This is a genomic window from Modestobacter roseus, assembly GCF_007994135.1.
GTDB classification, from domain to species: Bacteria; Actinomycetota; Actinomycetes; order Mycobacteriales; family Geodermatophilaceae; genus Modestobacter; species Modestobacter roseus.
The window spans coordinates 807,935-825,130 of sequence record NZ_VLKF01000001.1 but is presented as its reverse complement, the minus strand read 5'-3'; the positions used below and the strand labels follow the sequence as shown (position 1 = coordinate 825,130).

The following is a 17,196-nucleotide window of genomic DNA, read 5'->3' as shown; positions in this document are numbered from 1 at the left end:
GGGGGGCAGGAGGGTCCTTCTAGGATCGAGCCCGTGCCGCCGACGATCTCCGCCACCGACCGCCCGCTCGAGAAGCTGACCGCCGACGCCGTCGTCGTCGGGGTCGGCGCGGGACCCACGGGCCTGCTGACCACACCCGGCGCCGAGGCCGTCGACCGCCTGCTGGGCGGGCGGCTGCTGGAGGCGCTAGCCGACCTGGGCGCCCGCGGCGCCGAGGACGAGGTGACCCGGCTGCCGACGTTCGGGCAGGCCCCGTTCCCGGTGGTCGCCGTCGCCGGGCTGGGCGCCCCGCAGGCCGACGGCACGTACTCCGCCGAGGCCGTGCGCCGCGCCGCCGGCGCCGCCAGCCGTGCGCTGACCGGCCGGAGCTCGGTGGTGACGCTGCTGGCGGCCGTGGGCGGCGCCCCGGACGCCGAACGGCTGCACGCCGTCGGTGAGGGGTCGCTGCTCGGCGCCTACGAGTTCACCGCCTACAAGTCGGGGCTGCCCGCCGACCGGCCCACGCCGCCGGCCTCCTTCGAGCTGGTGGTGCCGGACGCGGGTGCGGCGAAGGCGCCGCTCGCGCGGGTGCGCGCCGTCGCGGCCGCGGTCGGCCTGGTCCGGGACCTGGTCAACACCCCGCCGAACGACCTGCACCCGGCCGAGCTCGCCGCCCGCGGTGCCGCCGCCGGCAAGAAGGCCGGGCTGTCGGTCGAGGTGCTCGACGAGAAGGCGCTGGCCGACGGCGGCTACGGCGGCATCCTCGCCGTCGGCGGCGGCTCGGCCCGCGGTCCGCGCCTGCTGCGCCTGGTCTACGAGGGCAAGAAGGCGCGCACCAGCGTGGCGCTGGTCGGCAAGGGCATCACCTTCGACAGCGGCGGCATCTCGATCAAGCCCGCCGCCAAGATGGAGGACATGAAGAGCGACATGGCCGGCGCCGCCGCCGTGATCGCCACCGTGTGCCTGGTCGCCGAGCTCGGGCTGCCGGTCGACGTGACCGCAACCGTGCCGATCGCGGAGAACCTGCCCAGCGGCACCGCCTACCGCCCGGCCGACGTCGTCACCTTCCGCAACGGGAAGCGGGCGGAGATCACCAACACCGACGCCGAGGGCCGCGTGGTGCTCGCCGACGCGATCTGCCGCGCCGCCGAGGACTCCCCCGACTACCTGCTGGAGACCGCCACGCTGACCGGCGCCCAGCTGGTCGCGCTTGGCACCCGGACCGCCGGGGTCATGGGCAGCGACGACCTGCGGGACGCCGTCGTGGCCGCCAGCACCCGCACCGGCGAGCCGATGTGGGCGATGCCGCTGCCGCCGGAGCTGCGCCGCGGCCTGGACTCCTCCGTCGCCGACCTGGTCAACGCCAACGCCGACCGGATGGGCGGCATGCTCGTGGGCGGGCACTTCCTGGCCGAGTTCGTCCCGGCCGGGCTGCCGTGGGCGCACATCGACATCGCCGGCCCGTCGTACAACACCGGCGCCCCGTGGGGCTACACGCCCAAGGGCGGCACCGGGGTGCCGGTGCGCACCCTGCTGGCCACGATCGAGGACCTGATCGCCCGCTCGTGACCCCTGGGCTCGGCCCGGCGCACCACGCGGCGGGCCGAGCTCAGAGCTTGTTGTCCTTCTGGCGGGCGCTCCAGTCGCGCATCCGCTGGGGGTAGCCGGTGACCTGCGCGTCGTAGACGGGGACGGCGAGGTCGCGGGAGAGGCGGCGGGCCACGTCCGGGCCGTCGATCCGCCGGCGGGTCCACTCGCCGTCGGCGGCGACGAGCAGGATCGTCGTCTCGGTCACCGCCGTCCGCGGCTCGACGTACCCCTCGACCCCCCGACGGGTCGCCACGAACTGCTCGAGGTGCGCGAGGTCCCCGGACGCCGAGGCCCGGTCCAGCGTGCCCCGGCGGTCCCGTCCGGGGCCACCGACCCCCCGCCGTCCGCGCAACCGGTCGAACAGTCCCATCCCAGCTCCCGTCGCCGACCACCGCGGTCTGCTCCGCGACGCTCTGGCGACAGCAACGGAGCATGCGGACACGTCGTTCCCGGGAGTGGCAGGATGAGCAGGCGCACGATCGCCGCGTCCGGGTCAGACACCGGGCCACCAGCACTGAGGAGCACCTGTGAGCGCACCGACCACCCCCGCTGACCTGGTCATCCTCGGTGGTGGCTCCGGTGGCTACGCCGCCGCGCTGCGCGGCGCGGAACTCGGCCTGTCCGTCGTGCTGATCGAGCGGGACAAGGTCGGCGGCACCTGCCTGCACCGTGGCTGCATCCCCACCAAGGCGCTGCTGCACAGCGGCGAGATCGCCGACATGGCCCGCGAGGGCGAGCAGTTCGGCGTGAAGACCTCGCTGGCCGGCATCGACATGGACGGCGTCAACGCCTACAAGGACGGCGTGATCAGCAAGCTCTACAAGGGTCTGCAGGGCCTGATCAAGAGCCGCAAGATCACCTACGTCGAGGGCGAGGGCCGGCTGGTCTCCCCCACCGCCGTCCAGGTGAACGGCGAGACCTACGAGGGCCGCCACGTCCTGCTGGCCACCGGCTCCTACGCCCGCTCGCTGCCGGGCATCGACGTCGACGGCACCAAGGTCATCACCAGCGACCACGCCCTGGGCCTGGACCGGGTGCCCACCTCGGCGATCATCCTCGGCGGCGGCGTCATCGGCTGCGAGTTCGCCAGCGCCTGGAAGTCCTTCGGCGTCGACGTCACCATCGTCGAGGGCCTCAAGCACCTGGTCCCGCTGGAGGACGAGTCCTCCTCCAAGCTGCTGGAGCGGGCCTTCCGCCGTCGCAAGATCGGCTTCGAGCTCGGCAACCGCGTCTCCACCGTGCAGACCACCGCCGACGGCGTGAAGGTCACCCTGGAGAACGGCAAGGAGCTCGAGGCGGAGCTGGTGCTGGTGGCCGTCGGCCGCGGACCGGTCAGCCAGGGCCTGGGCTACGAGGAGGCCGGGGTCGCCATGGACCGCGGCTACGTCCTGGTCGACGAGTACTGCCAGACCAACGTCCCGACGATCTCCGCGGTCGGCGACCTCATCCCCACCCTGCAGCTGGCCCACGTCGGCTTCGGCGAGGGCATCCTCGTGGCCGAGCGCCTGGCCGGCCTGCCGGTCGTGCCGATCGACTACGCCGGCGTCCCCCGGGTCACCTACTCCGACCCCGAGGTCGCCTCCGTCGGCCTGACCGAGGCCCAGGCGAAGGAGAAGTACGGCGAGGTCGAGGTGCTCACCTACGACCTGGGCGGCAACGGCCGCAGCCAGATCCTCAAGACCGCCGGCGCGGTCAAGCTCGTCCGCGCCGCCGACGGGCCGGTCATCGGCGTCCACATGGTCGGCAGCCGCGTCGGCGAGCTCATCGCCGAGGCGCAGCTGATCTACAACTGGGAGGCCCTGCCCGACGAGGTCGCCCAGCTGATCCACCCGCACCCGACCCAGAGCGAGGCCCTGGGCGAGGCCCACCTGGCCCTGGCCGGCAAGCCGCTGCACGCGCACAGCTGACCGCCACCCGACCCGCACCACCCCCGTTCCAGCCAGCACCGCACCCCCGACCTGAGGAGACCTGCCTTCGATGCCGACGTCCGTCACCATGCCCGCCCTGGGCGAGAGCGTCACCGAGGGCACGGTCACCCGCTGGCTGAAGCAGGAGGGTGAGCAGGTCGAGGTCGACGAGCCGCTCCTGGAGGTGTCCACCGACAAGGTGGACACCGAGATCCCGTCGCCGGCCGCCGGCGTGCTCACCAAGATCCTGGTCGGTGAGGACGAGACGGTCGACGTGGGCGCCGAGCTCGCGGTGATCGGCGGGGACGGCGACGGCGGCGCCCCGGCCGCCCCCGCGCAGGAGGCCCCCGCGCAGGAGGCACCGGCCCAGGAGGCCCCGCGCAGCAGGAGCCCGCGCAGCAGGAGCCCGCGCAGGAGGCCCCCGCGCAGGAGGCACCGGCCCAGGAGGCCCCTGCTGAGCCGACTCCGGCGCAGTCCTCGGGCGGCGGTTCCGGTGGTGGTCAGGGCACCCCGGTGACCATGCCCGCGCTGGGCGAGAGCGTCACCGAGGGCACCGTGACCCGGTGGCTGAAGGCGGTCGGCGAGGAGGTCACCGCCGACGAGCCGCTGCTCGAGGTCTCCACCGACAAGGTCGACACGGAGATCCCCGCGCCCGTCTCGGGCACCCTGCTGTCGATCTCGGTGAACGAGGACGAGACGGTCGAGGTCGGCGCCGAGCTGGCCGTGATCGGCTCCTCCGACGGCGCCGCGGCCCCGGCCGCCGAGCCGGCGCAGCCCGAGCCCCCGGCGGAGCAGCCCCAGTCCCAGGAGACGGCCTCGGCGCCCCAGAGCGTCGAGCCGACCCCGGTGCAGGCCGAGCCCTCCTCGGCCACGCCGGGCGCCGACTACGGCTCCAGCGGTGCGCTGCCCGCGGAGTCGCCGACCGACCAGCCGGCCCCGGCCGAGGCGGTGGCCCCGGCCTCCCGCCCGGCCAGCGCACCGGCGCCCGACGGCGGTGGCGCGTACGTCACCCCCCTGGTGCGTCGCCTCGCGGCCGAGCACGGCGTCGACCTCGGCTCGGTCGAGGGCACCGGCGTCGGCGGGCGGATCCGCAAGCAGGACGTGCTGGCGGCCGCCGAGAAGGCACAGCAGCCGGCCCCGGCCGCGGCGGCAGCCCCGTCGGCCACGCGGACCCCGTCCCCGGCGGCCAGCCCGGACCAGAGCCTGCGCGGGCGCACCGAGAAGCTGTCCCGGCTGCGCACGGTCATCGCCAAGCGCATGCTCGAGTCGCTGCAGGTCAGCGCCCAGCTGACCACCGTCGTCGAGGCGGACATCACCAAGATCGCCCGGCTGCGCGACCAGGTGAAGGGCGACTTCGCCGCCCGCGAGGGCGTGAAGCTGTCGTTCCTGCCGTTCTTCGCCAAGGCCGCCGTCGACGCCCTCAAGGTGCACCCGGTGGTGAACTCGTCGGTGGACATGGAGGCCGGCACGGTCACCTACCACGACGCCGAGAACCTGGGCATCGCGGTGGACACCGAGCGCGGACTGCTGGTGCCGGTGATCCACGGCGCGGGCGACCTGAACATCCCGGGCATCGCCCGCAAGATCGCCGACCTGGCCGAGCGGACCCGCACCAACAAGGTCACCCCGGACGAGCTGGGGGGCGGCACGTTCACGCTGACCAACACCGGCAGCCGCGGCGCGCTGTTCGACACCCCGATCATCAACCAGCCCCAGGTCGCCATCCTGGGTGTGGGTTCGGTGGTCAAGCGCCCCGTGGTGGTCACCGACCCGGAGCTCGGCGAGGTCGTGGCCGTCCGGTCGATGGTCTACCTGGCCCTCAGCTACGACCACCGGATCGTCGACGGCGCCGACGCCGCCCGTTTCCTGAGCACGATGAAGGAGCGGCTGGAAGCCGGCCAGTTCGAGGGCGAGCTCGGCCTCGCCTGATCGCCTGAGGAAGGGCCCCGGCTGCGGCCGGGGCCCTTCGTCGTCCCGCCCGGCCACCACCCCCAGCAGCAGGGAGCACCTCGCGATGAAGGTCGCCGTCACAGGTTCCTCCGGGCTCATCGGCACCGCGCTGGTGCCCGCGCTCCAGGCGGACGGCCACGAGGTGCTGCGGCTGGTCCGCCGCACCCCGCGGACCGCCGACGAGCACCGGTGGGACCCCGAGCACCGCCAGATCGCCCCCGCGGTGCTCGCCGACGTCGACGCGGTGGTCAACCTGGCCGGCGTGGGAGTGGGCGACCGGCGGTGGAGCGAGGGCCACAAGCAGCGGGTGCTGCGCAGCCGGGTGGACAGCACCACCACGGTCAGCCAGGCGCTCGCCGACGCCGCGGCGGCCGACCCCGGGCGCCCGCGCGTGCTGCTGTCCGGCTCCGCCGTCGGTTTCTACGGCGACACCGGCGACCGGGTGGTCGACGAGTCGGCGCCCGCCGGCACGGACTTCCTCGCCCGGGTGTGCGTGGCGTGGGAGGGCGCGACCGCCCCGGCCACCGACGCCGGCGTCCGGGTGGCCACCCTGCGCACCGGGCTGGTCCTCGGCCGCGGCGGCCTGCTCGGGCGGATGCTGCCGCTGTTCCGCCTCGGACTCGGTGGGCGGCTCGGCTCCGGGCGGCAGTACCAGCCGTGGATCAGCCTGCGCGACGAGGTCGACGCGATCCGCTTCCTGCTCACCGCCGACGTCTCCGGACCGGTGAACCTGACCGGGCCCACGCCGGTCACCAACACCGAGTTCACCGCCGCCCTCGGCCGCGCCGTGCACCGCCCGGCCGTGCTGCCGGTGCCCGGCCCGGCCCTGCACCTGGTGCTCGGTGAGTTCGCCGAGGTGGGCGTGCTGGCCGGCCAGCGCGCCGTCCCGGCGGTGCTGGAGGCCGCGGGGTTCCGGCACACCCACACCGACGTCGACGCCGCCCTGGCGGCTGCCCTCGCCGACGGCTGACCCGCTCAGGTCAGCCGCTCGGCCGCGGCGATCCGCCACCCCGTCGCGGTGAACTGCAGGACCATGCGCACCCGCGCCTCGCCCCGGGCGGGGACCTCCTGCACCAGCCCGCCGGCGGCGTCGGTCACCCGGTAGCCGGGGAGCGTGTCGAGCACCTCGAGGACGGCGCGGTCATCGTCCTCGACCGTCACCGCCTGCACCTCGGAGACCCGTGGCTCGAACCCGGCGAGCACCCGCCCCGCCGCCGCGAGCATCTCGACCTGGGCCAGGTCCCGCTGGGCGAGCGCGCTGCCCGGCAGGTGGACGGCGGCGACCGCAGCCGCATCCGCGGCCATGAACGCGCCCGCCCGCCGCTCGTAGAGCTCCGCGAGGAGGGCCCGCCACTCCCCTGGGTCGGTGGGCATCGCCGCGGCGGCGGTCGGTCCGTCCCCGAGCGGCTCACCCTCCGCGGCGGTCCCGGGTGATGAGCTGCCGGGTGCGGGAGTGCTCGGGGCGGGAGCAGCCGGTGCGGGGGTGTCCGGTGCGGGAGCAGTCGGTGCCGGGGTGCTCGGCGCCGGACTCACCGGCTCGTCCGGCTCGCCGGGCGACACGTCCACCCCGTCGGCCGCCGGCACCGGGACCGGCGTCCCCGCGCCCCAGTGGGTGCCGATCCAGGCGGCACCTCCCAACCCCAGCACCACCGTGGCCAGCACCACCACCGGCACGAGCAGTCGCCTGAGGTCGACCCACCGTCGTCCCGGGACCGGCATCGGGTCCGGGTCCCGGCGCAGTCCGCGGGCGACCCGCGACACGGCATCGCCGAGCCGGCTCCACCGCCCGGCGGGTGCTGGCGCGGCGTGCGCGGCGCGCGGCCGCCGCCCCGGCACCTGATGGGTCAGCTCGGTGCGCGGTCCCCGTCCGGTGGCGCCCAGCTCGTGGTCGGGCACCCCGGTCACCGGGAGTCGCACCGGCTCGGGACGGCAGGCGTGCCGCAGGTCCAGGGCGAACGCCGCCGCCGTGCCCCGCAGGTGGGGGTCCGCCGAGAGGCCGCGGAGCACCACCCGGACGAGTTCCGGGGGCGCCTCGGGCGCCAGCAGCGCCAGGTCGGGGAGCTGACCGGCCGCCGCCACCACGAGCGTCTCGCCCGGGTCGGCGGCGTTCCACGGGGCGATGCCGGTGAGCGCGTGGAAGGCCGCCGCCGCCACGCCGAACACGTCCGAGGCCGGGCCCGGGGCGCCACCGCGGGCCACGACCGGGTCGACGTAGGGCGGGGTGACCTCCGCCCGGGCGGTGTCGCCCACCAGCCGCGCGGTGCCCAGGTCGGTGAGCACCGGCCTCCCCTCGGCCGTGAACAGCACGTTCCCCGGTGACAGGTCACCGTGGACCACCCCGCGTTCGTGCGCCTGGGCGAGCGCCGCCGCGACCGGGGCGACCGTGGTGACCACCTCGCCCGGCCGGAGCCGGCCCCGGCGGGCGAGCAGGGCGGCGAGGCTGCCCCCGGCGAGCAGCTCCAGCACCAGGCTCACCTCGGCCGGCCCGCCACGCACCTCCCGGCGGACGACCCGGTGCAGCCGGACCAGGTGCGGGTGGTCCAGCTCCGCGAGCAGCCGGGCCTCCCGCTCCTGCCGCTCGGGGTCGCCGCGGAGCAGCACCTTGACCGCCACCGGCGCGCCGCCGTCGCGCGGGCGGGCCCGCCAGACCTGACCGGAGCCGCCCCGGCCGAGCATCTCCTCGAGCACGTAACCGGGCACGACGGGAGCGGCCGAGGGCGGGACGGGCGCAGGCATGCCGGGGACGGTAGGGGGCGGAGCCGCCCGCCCGTGCGCGTTGTCCACAGGCCCCAGGACCGTCCACAGCGCCGGCGTCCGGCCCGGCGTCCGGGCACGCGACCGCCTAGGTTCGACTGCATGTCACCGCCGTCGCGTGCCGAGGTCGTCGTCGTGGGCGCCGGACTGGCCGGGCTCAGCGTCGCCACCCGGCTGGCCGCCGCCGGCCGCGACGTCCACGTGCTCGACGCCGCCGTCCACGCGGGCGGGCGGCTGTCGACCGCCCGGGTCGACGGGTTCCTGGTCGACCGCGGGTTCCAGGTGCTGAACACCGGCTACCCGCGGGTCGCCGACCTCGACCTGCCGGCCCTGGACCTCGGCTGGTTCTGGACCGGTGCGGTGTTCCGGGTCGACGGCCGGGCCCACCGGGTGGTCGACCCCCGGCAGCACCCCGGCGCGCTGCCCGACACGCTGCGCGCCCCGTTGGGCGGGCCGCTGCGCGAGGCGGCGCTCGGCGCCTTCTCCGCCCGGGCGGGCTACGCGCCGGTGTCCCGGTTGCTGGCGGCGCGCGAGCGCACCGCCGCCGAGGCGCTCCGGGCGGCCGGGGTGGGCGAACGGGCGCTGGAGGTCTTCCTCCGGCCGTTCCTGGCCGGCGTCCTGCTGGAGGACCAGCTGGAGACCTCCAGCAGGTACCTGGACCTGGTCTGGCGCAGCTTCGTCCGCGGGCGGGTCGGGCTGCCGGCCGCCGGGATGCACGCGGTCGGCCAGCAGCTCGCCGACCGGCTCCCCGCCGACCGGCTGCACCTGGGCGTCCGCGTCACCGGCGTCGAGAGCGGGGTGGTGCGCACCGCGTCGGGCACCACGACGGCGCCGGTGGTCGTCGTGGCCACCGACCCGGACACGGCCGCGGCGCTCCTGCCGGGCGTCCAGGGGTCGGCCCCGCGGCAGGTGACCACGCACCTGCACGTGCTGCCGGAGTCGCCGTGGCCCGACCCGCTGATCGTGCTCGGGCAGCCGCGTGGGCAGCTGGTCAACAGCGTGGTGGTCTCCGACGCCCAGCCCGCCTACAGCCCCGACGGCCGCGCCCTGGTCGCCAGCTCCACCCTGGCCCCGACCCGGGAGGCCGACGTCCGGGCGGAGGTCGCCGGCCTGCACGGCGTCTCCCCCGGCGATCTGGACCACCTGACCAGCGTCACGGTGACCGGGGCCCAGCCGGCGGCCGCTCCCCCGCTGCAGCACCGCCGTCCGGTCGACCTCGGCGACGGGGTGTTCGTCTGCGGCGACCACCGCGACACCCCGTCCATCCAGGGCGCGATGGCCAGCGGGCGCCGCACCGCCCACGCGGTCCTCGCCCGGCTGCGCGGCGGCGGCACCAGCCCGGGCGCCCCGTCCCCGGCACGGGCATAGGCTGGTGACCGTGAGCGAGCTGCAGGTCGTCCGGGCAGGTCTGGTCCCCTACGAGCAGGCGTGGGCCTGGCAGCGGGAGCTGCACGAACAGCGGGTCGCCGGCACCGGCCCGGACACGATGCTGCTGCTGGAACACCCGCCGGTCTACACCGCGGGCAAGCGCACCGAGCCGCACGAGCGGCCGTTCGACGGCACGCCCGTCATCGACGTCGACCGCGGCGGGAAGATCACCTGGCACGGGCCCGGCCAGCTCGTCGGTTACCCCGTCGTGCGGCTGCCCGACCCGGTCGACGTGGTGGCCCACGTGCGCCGACTGGAGCGCGCGCTGATGGAGGTCTGCGGCAGCTTCGGCCTGGCCACCGAGCAGGTCGACGGGCGCAGCGGGGTCTGGGTGCTGGCCGACGAGCGCGGGCCCGACCGCAAGATCGCCGCGATCGGCGTGCGAGTTGCCCGCGGGGTGACCATGCACGGCTTCGCGCTCAACTGCGACCCCGACCTGTCGGCCTTCTCCAACATGGTGCCCTGTGGCATCCCGGACGCCGGGGCGACGTCCCTGAGCGCCGAGCTCGGCCGCGACGTCCCGGTGGCCGAGGTGATCGACACCGTCGAGGCCGCGATGCGGCGGCTGCTCACCGCATCGCTGGTGGCGTGACGAGCCTGCCGGCCAGCCGGTACGTCAGCCTGACCACGTTCCGTCGCAGCGGCGAGCCGGTGAGCACCCCGGTCTGGGCGGCGCCGGCCGGCGAGGCCCTCGTGGTCTGGACCAACGCCGGCTCGGGCAAGGTGAAGCGGCTGCGGGACACCGCGCGGGTGACCGTCGCGCCGTGCGACGTCCGGGGCCGGGTCGAGGGCCCCGCCGTGGCGGCGACCGCGGAGCTGCTCGACCTGGCCAAGTGGCCCTCCGCGGCGCGCGCCCTGGGCCGCCGCTACGGCTGGCAGTGGCGGATCAGCTACGGCACCGGGCGGGTGGTGGAGATCGTCCGCCGTCGGGAACGCCGGGCGTTCATCCGCATCACCGCCGCACCCACACCGAACTGACCCGCTCGAGGCACCCCACGGTGGCCCCCTCCAGAGGCTCGTCCCGAGCTCGCCAGGGATGAGGAGGGGGTCCTTCCTCAGCCGACGACGAAGTTGACCAGCCGGCCCGGGACCGCGATGACCCGGCGCACCGTCTTGTCGGCCAGCTGCGCGGCCACCTTCTCGTCGGCGCGGGCGGCGGCCTCCAGCGCGGCGGCGTCCGCGTCGGCCGGCACCGCGACCTGCGCCCGGACCTTGCCGTTGACCTGCACGGCCACGGTCACCGTCTCGTCGACCAACCACCGGGGGTCGGCGACCGGGAACGACGCCCAGGCGACCGAGCCGTCGTGGCCGAGCCGCGACCACAGCTCCTCCGCCAGGTGCGGGGCCAGCGGCGAGGTCAGCAGCACCAGCGTCTCGGCGACCGAGCGCGGGACCTCCGTCCCCGGCGGGTAGGCCGAGGTCAGGTGGTTGGTCAGCTCGGTGATCCGGGCGATGGCGATGTTGAACCGCAGGGTCGACATCCCGTCGCGGACGGCCTCGATGGTGCGGTGCAGCGCGCGGGAGGTCTCCTCGTCCGGCTCGACGTCGGCGGCGCGCACGGCACCGGTCTCCTCGTCGAGCACGACCCGCCAGATCCGCTGCAGCAGCCGCTGCGAGCCGACCGCCGCCTTGGTCTCCCACGGGCGGGACTGGTCCAGCGGGCCTGTCGACATCTCGTAGACCCGGAAGGTGTCCGCGCCGAACATGGCGATCATCTCGTCCGGCGTGACGACGTTCTTCAGGCTCTTGCCCATCTTCCCGTACTCGCGGGTGACCGGTGCGCCGTCGTGGAACCAGACCCCGTTGCGCTCCTCCACCTCGGCGGCGGGCACGTAGAAGCCGCGCTCGTCGGTGTAGGCGTAGGCGGAGATGTAGCCCTGGTTGACCAGCCGCCGGAACGGCTCCTCGCTGGACACGTGCCCCAGGTCGAACAGCACCTTGTGCCAGAAGCGGGCGTACAGCAGGTGCAGCACCGCGTGCTCCACACCGCCCACGTACAGGTCGACGCCGCCCACGTCACCGGGCTCCCGGGGGCCCATCCAGTAGGCCTCCAGCTCCGGGTCGACCAGCCGCTCGTCGTTGGTCGGGTCGGTGTAGCGCAGGTAGTACCAGCACGAGCCGGCCCAGTTGGGCATCGTGTTGGTCTCCCGCCGGTACTCCCGCGGTCCGTCGCCCAGGTCCAGGGTGACGGTGGTCCACTCGGTCGCCCGGGACAGCGGCGGCTCCGGCTTGGAGTCGGCGTCGTCGATCTCGAACGTCGTCGGCGAGTAGTCGTCGACGTCGGGCAGCAGCACCGGCAGCATCGAGTCCGGGACGGCGATCGGCAGGTCGGCGTCGTCACCGTCGACGGCGTAGACGACCGGGAAGGGCTCGCCCCAGTACCGCTGCCGGCTGAACAGCCAGTCGCGCAGCTTGTAGGTGGTGGTCGCCTCACCGGCACCGCTGGCGACCAGCCACTCGGTGACCTTCGCGATCGCCGCGGCCTTGTCCAGCCCGTCCAGCGACAGCTGCTCGTTCGAGCTGTTGATCATCGGCCCGGTGCCGGTGTACGCGCCGCCGTCGAAGTCCGCGGGCGGCTGCACCGTGCGCACGACGGGCAGCCCGAAGGCACTCGCGAAGTCCCAGTCGCGCTGGTCCTCCCCCGGCACCGCCATGATCGCGCCGGTGCCGTACCCGGTGAGCACGTAGTCGGCGATGAAGACCGGCAGGTCCGCCCCGGTCAGCGGGTTGCGGGCGGTGGCGCCCAACCAGACACCGGTCTTCTCCCGGCCCTCGGCCTGCCGGTCCAGCTCCGAGCGGCGGGAGGCCTGCCGCTGGTAGGCGGCCACGGCGTCGGCCGGGGTGGCGGCGCCGGTGGTCCACCGGGGGTCCGTGCCCTCCGGCCACGCCGCGGCGGTCAGCACGCCGACCAGCGGGTGCTCGGGGGCCAGCACCAGGTAGGTGGCGCCGAACAGGGTGTCCGGCCGGGTGGTGAACACCTCGATGGACTCGGTTCCGGTGGCGAACCGCACCCGGGCGCCGGTCGACCGACCGATCCAGTTGCGCTGCATCTGCTTCAGCGAGTCCGACCAGTCCAGCCGGTCCAGGTCGGTCAGCAGCCGCTCGGCGTAGGAGGTGATCCGCATCATCCACTGGGTCAGCGGGCGGCGGAAGACCGGGAAGTTGCCGCGCTCGGAGCGCCCGTCGGCGGTGACCTCCTCGTTGGACAGCACGGTGCCCAGCCCGGGGCACCAGTTCACCGGTGCCTCGTGCCGGTAGGCCAGCCGGTGGGCGTCGACCACCCGGCGCCGCTCTACCGGGGACAGCTCGGCCCAGCTGCGCCCCTCGGGCAGCGTGCCCTCCGCGGGCTGCCGGGTGCCGGCGTCCAGCTCGGCGACCAGGTCGGCGATCGGCCGGGCCTTCCCGCGCCCACCGTCCGCGGTCTCGTCGAACCAGGACTCGAAGACCTGCCGGAAGATCCACTGGGTCCACTTGTAGTAGCCGGGGTCGATCGTGGCGAAGGTGCGGCGGGTGTCGTGGTCGACGCCCAGCCGGCGCAGCTGGGCGCTGATCGCGGCGATGTTGGCCTCGGTGGTGACCCGCGGGTGCTGCCCGGTCTGCACGGCGAACTGCTCGGCGGGCAGGCCGAAGGCGTCGTAGCCCATCGGGTGCAGCACGTTGTGGCCGTCCATCCGCAGGAAACGGCTGGTGACGTCGGTGCCCAGGTAGCCCAGCGGGTGCCCGACGTGCAGCCCGGCACCCGAGGGGTACGGGAACATGTCCATCACGAACGCCTTGGGCCGGTCGGCGACGCGGTCGAAGCCCCCGCTCAGCGGGCCCACCGGGTTCGGCGTGTGGAAGGTGCCCTCGGCCTCCCAGCGGTCCTGCCAGGCGAGCTCGATCTCACTCGCCAGCGCCGGGGTGTACCGGTGCGGGGGGACCCCGTCGGCGCTGGACGCCTCGGCGGTGGGATCGGTGTGCTGGCTCATCGTCGTGCTCCCACTGGAGAAGATCTGGCGGCGGACAGAAAAAGACCCCTCACACAGGAGGGGTCGCCGTGCTGGTCTGGATCAGGTCAGATCAGCACGGCTGCGGAAGCAGGAGTCCACCGGTCACGGCACCGATCCTAGCGCGTGCCCCGATCGCCTGGCTCGACCTCGGGGGCGTCCAGGCCGTAGCCTGCACGTGCTGGACTGCGCACCGGCGCGTGAACTCGGCGGGGAGCAGCCCCGGCCGGAGGACCGCTGCTGGTGGGCGCGGGACGTCGACGTCCTCCGGAAAGGTCAGCAGCGCCGCGGAGCGGGCGGCAGCGCGACCGGACCAGCCCAGGTCCGCACCGGAGCCTCGTCGACGCGACGGGCAGGTGCGCGCCCGGTCGCATCGCACGTCCCCGCCGCGGCCGGCCCGGCCACGACGAACCACCGGCCGGCCGCCGAGCACCCGCACACGGCCGGTCCGCCCCGAGGAGGAGCAGTGAGCACGATGGAGCGAGTACCCCGTCCGGCGGCGGAGCGCCAGGCGCCCTGCCTCCCGCACGGCCGGCGATGAAGGTCGTCTTCAACAGCTTCGGCGGCCGGTACAACGACAACCCACGGGCGGTCTACGAGGCGCTCGTCGCGCGCGGCGCCGAGATGGACGCCGTCTGGCTGGCCCGGCCCGAGCTGCGCGGGGACTTCCCGGCCGGGGTGTCCACGGTGGAGACCTGGGGGCCCGACGCCCGGGCGGCCGTGGAGTCCGCCGACGTCATCGTCTCCAACGACGGCATCTCCCGGGAGTGGGACAAGGACCCGGCCACCACCTACCTGCAGACCTGGCACGGGACGCCGCTCAAGCGACTCCACCGGGACGCGGTGTGGGCACCCGAGGGCCGGCTGGAGCTGGTCATGCGCGACGTCGCCCGCTGGGACGTCCTGCTGTCGCCCAACGCGGCGAGCACCCCGCACCTGCGCAGCGCCTTCGGGTTCACCGGCCCGGTGCACGAGACGGGCTATCCACGCAACGACGTGCTGAACGCCCCGGACCGTGACGCCCGCCGAGCCAGGGTCCGCGCCGAACTGGGCATCGCCGACGGCGTGACCGCGGTGCTGTACGCCCCGACCTGGCGCGACGACCTCGTGCTCTCCGACGACGGCCCGAAGCACACCTTCCCGGTCGACCTGGGCGACCTGGCGCGGGGCCTCGGGGCGGACTCGGTGCTGCTGGTCAGGCTGCACGCCATGGTCTCCGACCGGCTCGTCGTGCAGGGGCCGGCCCCGCTGGTCGACGTGTCGCGGTACCCGGACATCAGCGAGCTGTACCTGGCCGCCGACGTCCTGGTGACCGACTACTCCTCGACGATGTTCGACTTCGCCGTCACGGGGAAGCCGATCGTGCACTTCACCTACGACCTGGAGCACTACCGGGACGACCTGCGCGGCTTCTACTTCGACCTGGCCGAGATCGCCCCCGGGCCGTTGCTCACCACCAGCGAGCAGGTGCTGGCGGCGATCGCCGGGTTGCGCGAGCGCCCGTGGGAGCCCACCGAGCGGTACGAGCGTTTCCAGGACACCTTCTGCTCGCTGGAGGACGGCGCCGCCACGGAGCGGGTCCTCCAGCTGCTCTTCCCCCCGGACGGCCGCCCGGCCGCCCGGGGCGCCCTGCCCGCGAACGACGAACCGAGGAGATGAGCATGCGCACTGCTGACCCGATCCTGACCGGGGGCCGCGATCAGCGGTCTCGTCCCCTGGTCGCCGTCCCCCCGCACGAGGGCTCCGGCATCCCGCCGCAGGTGGTGGTCCTGGCCGCGGGCATGGGCACCCGGCTGGGCCGCAAGCTGCCCAAGCCGCTCACCCCGCTGATGGACGGCCGCAGCATCATGCAGCAGCAGCTGGACGGCGTCCGCGCCGTCTTCGGCGAGGCGGCCCCGATCACCGCGGTCGTGGGCTACCGGGCCAAGGCCGTCATGCGCGCGCAGCCGGACCTGCTGTTCGCCTTCAACCCCGACTTCGCCGTCACCAACACCTCGCAGAGCCTGCTGCGGGCCCTGCGGACGTCGCAGCCCGGTGGGGTGCTGTGGCTGAACGGGGACGTCGTCTTCGACCCGGCGGTGCTCGACCACGCCGCGCCGCTGGTGCAGGCCGACGAGAGCTTCGTCTGCGTGGACACCTCCACCGTGGCCGACGAGGAGGTCAAGTACACCCTCGACGAGAACGGCTTCATCACCGAGCTGTCGAAGACCGTGGTCGGCGGGCTCGGGGAGGCGGTGGGCATCAACTACGTCTCCGCCGCCGACAAGCCGGCGCTGATCGAGCAGCTGGCCGCCTGCGAGGCGACCGACTACTTCGAGCGCGGCATGGAGCTGGCCATCCAGCGGGCCGGGGTGCGGTTCCGGCCGCTGGACATCTCCCGGTTCTCCGCCGTCGAGGTCGACTTCGACGACGACCTGCAGCGGGCCAACACCTGGCTGGGGTCGCGCGCGGCGCTGGAGCCGCTGGCCTCCGAGCTCGGCTGAGCCGCGACGCCCCGCCCGTCACCGGCGGGCGGGGCACCGCGCCAATCAGCCCAGCGCCGATCAGCCCAGCACCGATCAGCCCAGCACCGATCAGCCCAGCTGCGGGGCGACCTCGGCGGCGACCAGGTCGAGGTGGTCCAGGTCGGCCAGGTCGAGCACCTGCAGGTAGACCCGGGTGGCGCCCGCCTCCGCGTAGCGGCCCAGGGTCTCCACCGCCTCGGCCGGGGTGCCGGCGACGCCGTTGGCCCGCAGCTCGTCGGGGTCGCGGCCGATCGCCGCCGCGCGCCGGGCCACCTCGGCGTCGTCCCGGCCCACGCAGACGACCAGCGCCGAGCTGTACACGAGGTCCGCCGGGTCGCGGCCCACCTCCGTGCAGGCGTCCCGGACGCCGGCGAAGAGCCGGGCGTTGTCCTCGGCCGAGGCGAACGGGACGTTGAACTCCGCGGCGTACCGCGCGGCCAGCCGCGGGGTGCGCCGCTTGCCGGTCCCGCCGACCAGGACCGGGACGCCGCCGGGCTGCACCGGCTTGGGCAGCGCCGGGGACCCGGTGAGCTGGTAGTGGGTGCCGGCGAAGTCGAAGGTCTCCCCCACCGGGGTGTTCCACAGCCCGGTGACGACGGCGAGCTGCTCCTCGTAGCGGTCGAAGCGCTCCCCCAGCTCGGGGAACGGGATGCCGTAGGCGCTGTGCTCCTCGGCGAACCAGCCCGAGCCGATGCCCAGCTCCACCCGGCCGCCGCTCATCTGGTCGACCTGCGCCACGGAGATGGCCAGCGGGCCGGGCAGCCGGAAGGTGGCCGCCGTCATCAGCGTGCCCAGCCGGATCCGGCTGGTCTCCCGGGCCAGGCCGGCGAGGGTGACCCAGGCGTCGGTCGGCCCGGGCAGCCCGTCGCCGCCCATCGTCAGGTAGTGGTCGGAGCGGAAGAAGGCGTCGAAGCCGGTCTCCTCGGTGCGCCGGGCCACCGCGAGCAGGTCGTCGTAGGTGGCGCCCATCTGGGGTTCGGTGAAGATCCGTAGCTGCACGGGTGGAACCTAGCCAGCCGCGCCGTCCACCGCTGGCCCGTGTGCGACCGCACGGGGGCTCGGGGTGTGCCCACGGGCGATGGCGGGCAGGATGATCGC

The 17,196-nt window shown here is 74.8% G+C and carries 13 protein-coding genes and 1 pseudogene; 10 read left to right on the top strand and 4 right to left on the bottom strand.

Features of this window, described 5'->3' with window-relative positions:
* Positions 1-33: 33 nt before the first annotated feature.
* Positions 34-1,548, top strand: a complete 1,515-nt coding sequence (locus JD78_RS03940) for a leucyl aminopeptidase (RefSeq protein ID WP_153357193.1) — start codon at positions 34-36, stop codon at positions 1,546-1,548.
* Positions 1,549-1,588: 40 nt separating this feature from the next.
* On the opposite strand, the gene JD78_RS03935 is transcribed toward JD78_RS03940, so the two are convergent.
* Positions 1,589-1,939 (bottom strand): oxidoreductase, encoded by a 351-nt coding sequence (locus tag JD78_RS03935; protein WP_153357196.1) that lies wholly within the window; start codon positions 1,937-1,939, stop codon positions 1,589-1,591.
* A 157-nt stretch (positions 1,940-2,096) separates the two neighbouring features.
* On the opposite strand from JD78_RS03935, the gene lpdA reads away from it, so the two are divergent.
* The 4 genes and pseudogenes from lpdA (at position 2,097) to JD78_RS03920 (ending at position 6,396) form a co-directional block, all read left to right on the top strand.
* Complete coding sequence (gene lpdA / locus JD78_RS03930; protein WP_153357199.1) at positions 2,097-3,476, top strand: dihydrolipoyl dehydrogenase; 1,380 nt, start codon at positions 2,097-2,099, stop codon at positions 3,474-3,476.
* Positions 3,477-3,546: 70 nt separating this feature from the next.
* On the top strand, positions 3,547-3,993 hold the full coding sequence (locus JD78_RS21975; protein WP_341800125.1) for a biotin/lipoyl-containing protein: 447 nt from the start codon (positions 3,547-3,549) through the stop codon (positions 3,991-3,993).
* Positions 3,918-5,405: pseudogene (gene sucB / locus JD78_RS03925) on the top strand (2-oxoglutarate dehydrogenase, E2 component, dihydrolipoamide succinyltransferase); the annotation flags it as partial. The gene JD78_RS21975 and the pseudogene sucB, both read left to right, overlap by 76 nt.
* An 85-nt stretch (positions 5,406-5,490) precedes the next feature.
* The gene (locus JD78_RS03920) at positions 5,491-6,396 is read left to right on the top strand and encodes a TIGR01777 family oxidoreductase (RefSeq protein WP_153357205.1); all 906 of its coding nucleotides are present in this window, start codon (positions 5,491-5,493) and stop codon (positions 6,394-6,396) included.
* 5 nt (positions 6,397-6,401) lie between these two features.
* On the opposite strand, the gene JD78_RS03915 is transcribed toward JD78_RS03920, so the two are convergent.
* Positions 6,402-8,162, bottom strand: coding sequence for a serine/threonine-protein kinase (locus JD78_RS03915; protein WP_153357208.1), 1,761 nt, complete (start codon positions 8,160-8,162; stop codon positions 6,402-6,404).
* 120 nt (positions 8,163-8,282) lie between these two features.
* On the opposite strand from JD78_RS03915, the gene JD78_RS03910 reads away from it, so the two are divergent.
* From JD78_RS03910 to JD78_RS03900, 3 genes are read left to right on the top strand one after another with little or no spacing between them, the layout of a single operon-like run.
* Positions 8,283-9,548 carry an FAD-dependent oxidoreductase gene (locus JD78_RS03910; RefSeq protein ID WP_153357211.1) on the top strand — a complete coding sequence of 422 codons (1,266 nt, stop codon included), beginning with the start codon at positions 8,283-8,285 and terminating at the stop codon, positions 9,546-9,548.
* 10 nt (positions 9,549-9,558) lie between these two features.
* Positions 9,559-10,200, top strand: coding sequence for a lipoyl(octanoyl) transferase LipB (lipB, locus tag JD78_RS03905; RefSeq protein WP_153357213.1), 642 nt, complete (start codon positions 9,559-9,561; stop codon positions 10,198-10,200).
* A complete protein-coding gene (locus JD78_RS03900; RefSeq protein ID WP_153357217.1) occupies positions 10,197-10,586 on the top strand; it encodes a PPOX class F420-dependent oxidoreductase in 390 nt (129 codons plus the stop codon). The genes lipB and JD78_RS03900 overlap by 4 nt, the downstream gene beginning before the upstream one ends.
* A gap of 77 nt (positions 10,587-10,663) precedes the next feature.
* On the opposite strand, the gene leuS is transcribed toward JD78_RS03900, so the two are convergent.
* Positions 10,664-13,576 carry a leucine--tRNA ligase gene (gene leuS / locus JD78_RS03895; RefSeq protein ID WP_153357220.1) on the bottom strand — a complete coding sequence of 971 codons (2,913 nt, stop codon included), beginning with the start codon at positions 13,574-13,576 and terminating at the stop codon, positions 10,664-10,666.
* A gap of 555 nt (positions 13,577-14,131) precedes the next feature.
* Between leuS and JD78_RS03890 the strand changes: the two genes are divergently transcribed.
* Together JD78_RS03890 and JD78_RS03885 are read left to right on the top strand one after the other, a co-directional pair.
* Positions 14,132-15,253, top strand: a complete 1,122-nt coding sequence (locus JD78_RS03890) for a CDP-glycerol glycerophosphotransferase family protein (RefSeq protein ID WP_153357222.1) — start codon at positions 14,132-14,134, stop codon at positions 15,251-15,253.
* Between the two features lie 2 nt (positions 15,254-15,255).
* The gene (locus JD78_RS03885; protein WP_208103980.1) at positions 15,256-16,077 is read left to right on the top strand and encodes a phosphocholine cytidylyltransferase family protein; all 822 of its coding nucleotides are present in this window, start codon (positions 15,256-15,258) and stop codon (positions 16,075-16,077) included.
* A 90-nt stretch (positions 16,078-16,167) separates the two neighbouring features.
* Here JD78_RS03885 and JD78_RS03880 read toward each other — a convergent pair whose 3' ends face one another.
* Positions 16,168-17,097, bottom strand: a complete 930-nt coding sequence (locus tag JD78_RS03880) for an LLM class F420-dependent oxidoreductase (protein ID WP_153357225.1) — start codon at positions 17,095-17,097, stop codon at positions 16,168-16,170.
* Positions 17,098-17,196: the final 99 nt, after the last annotated feature.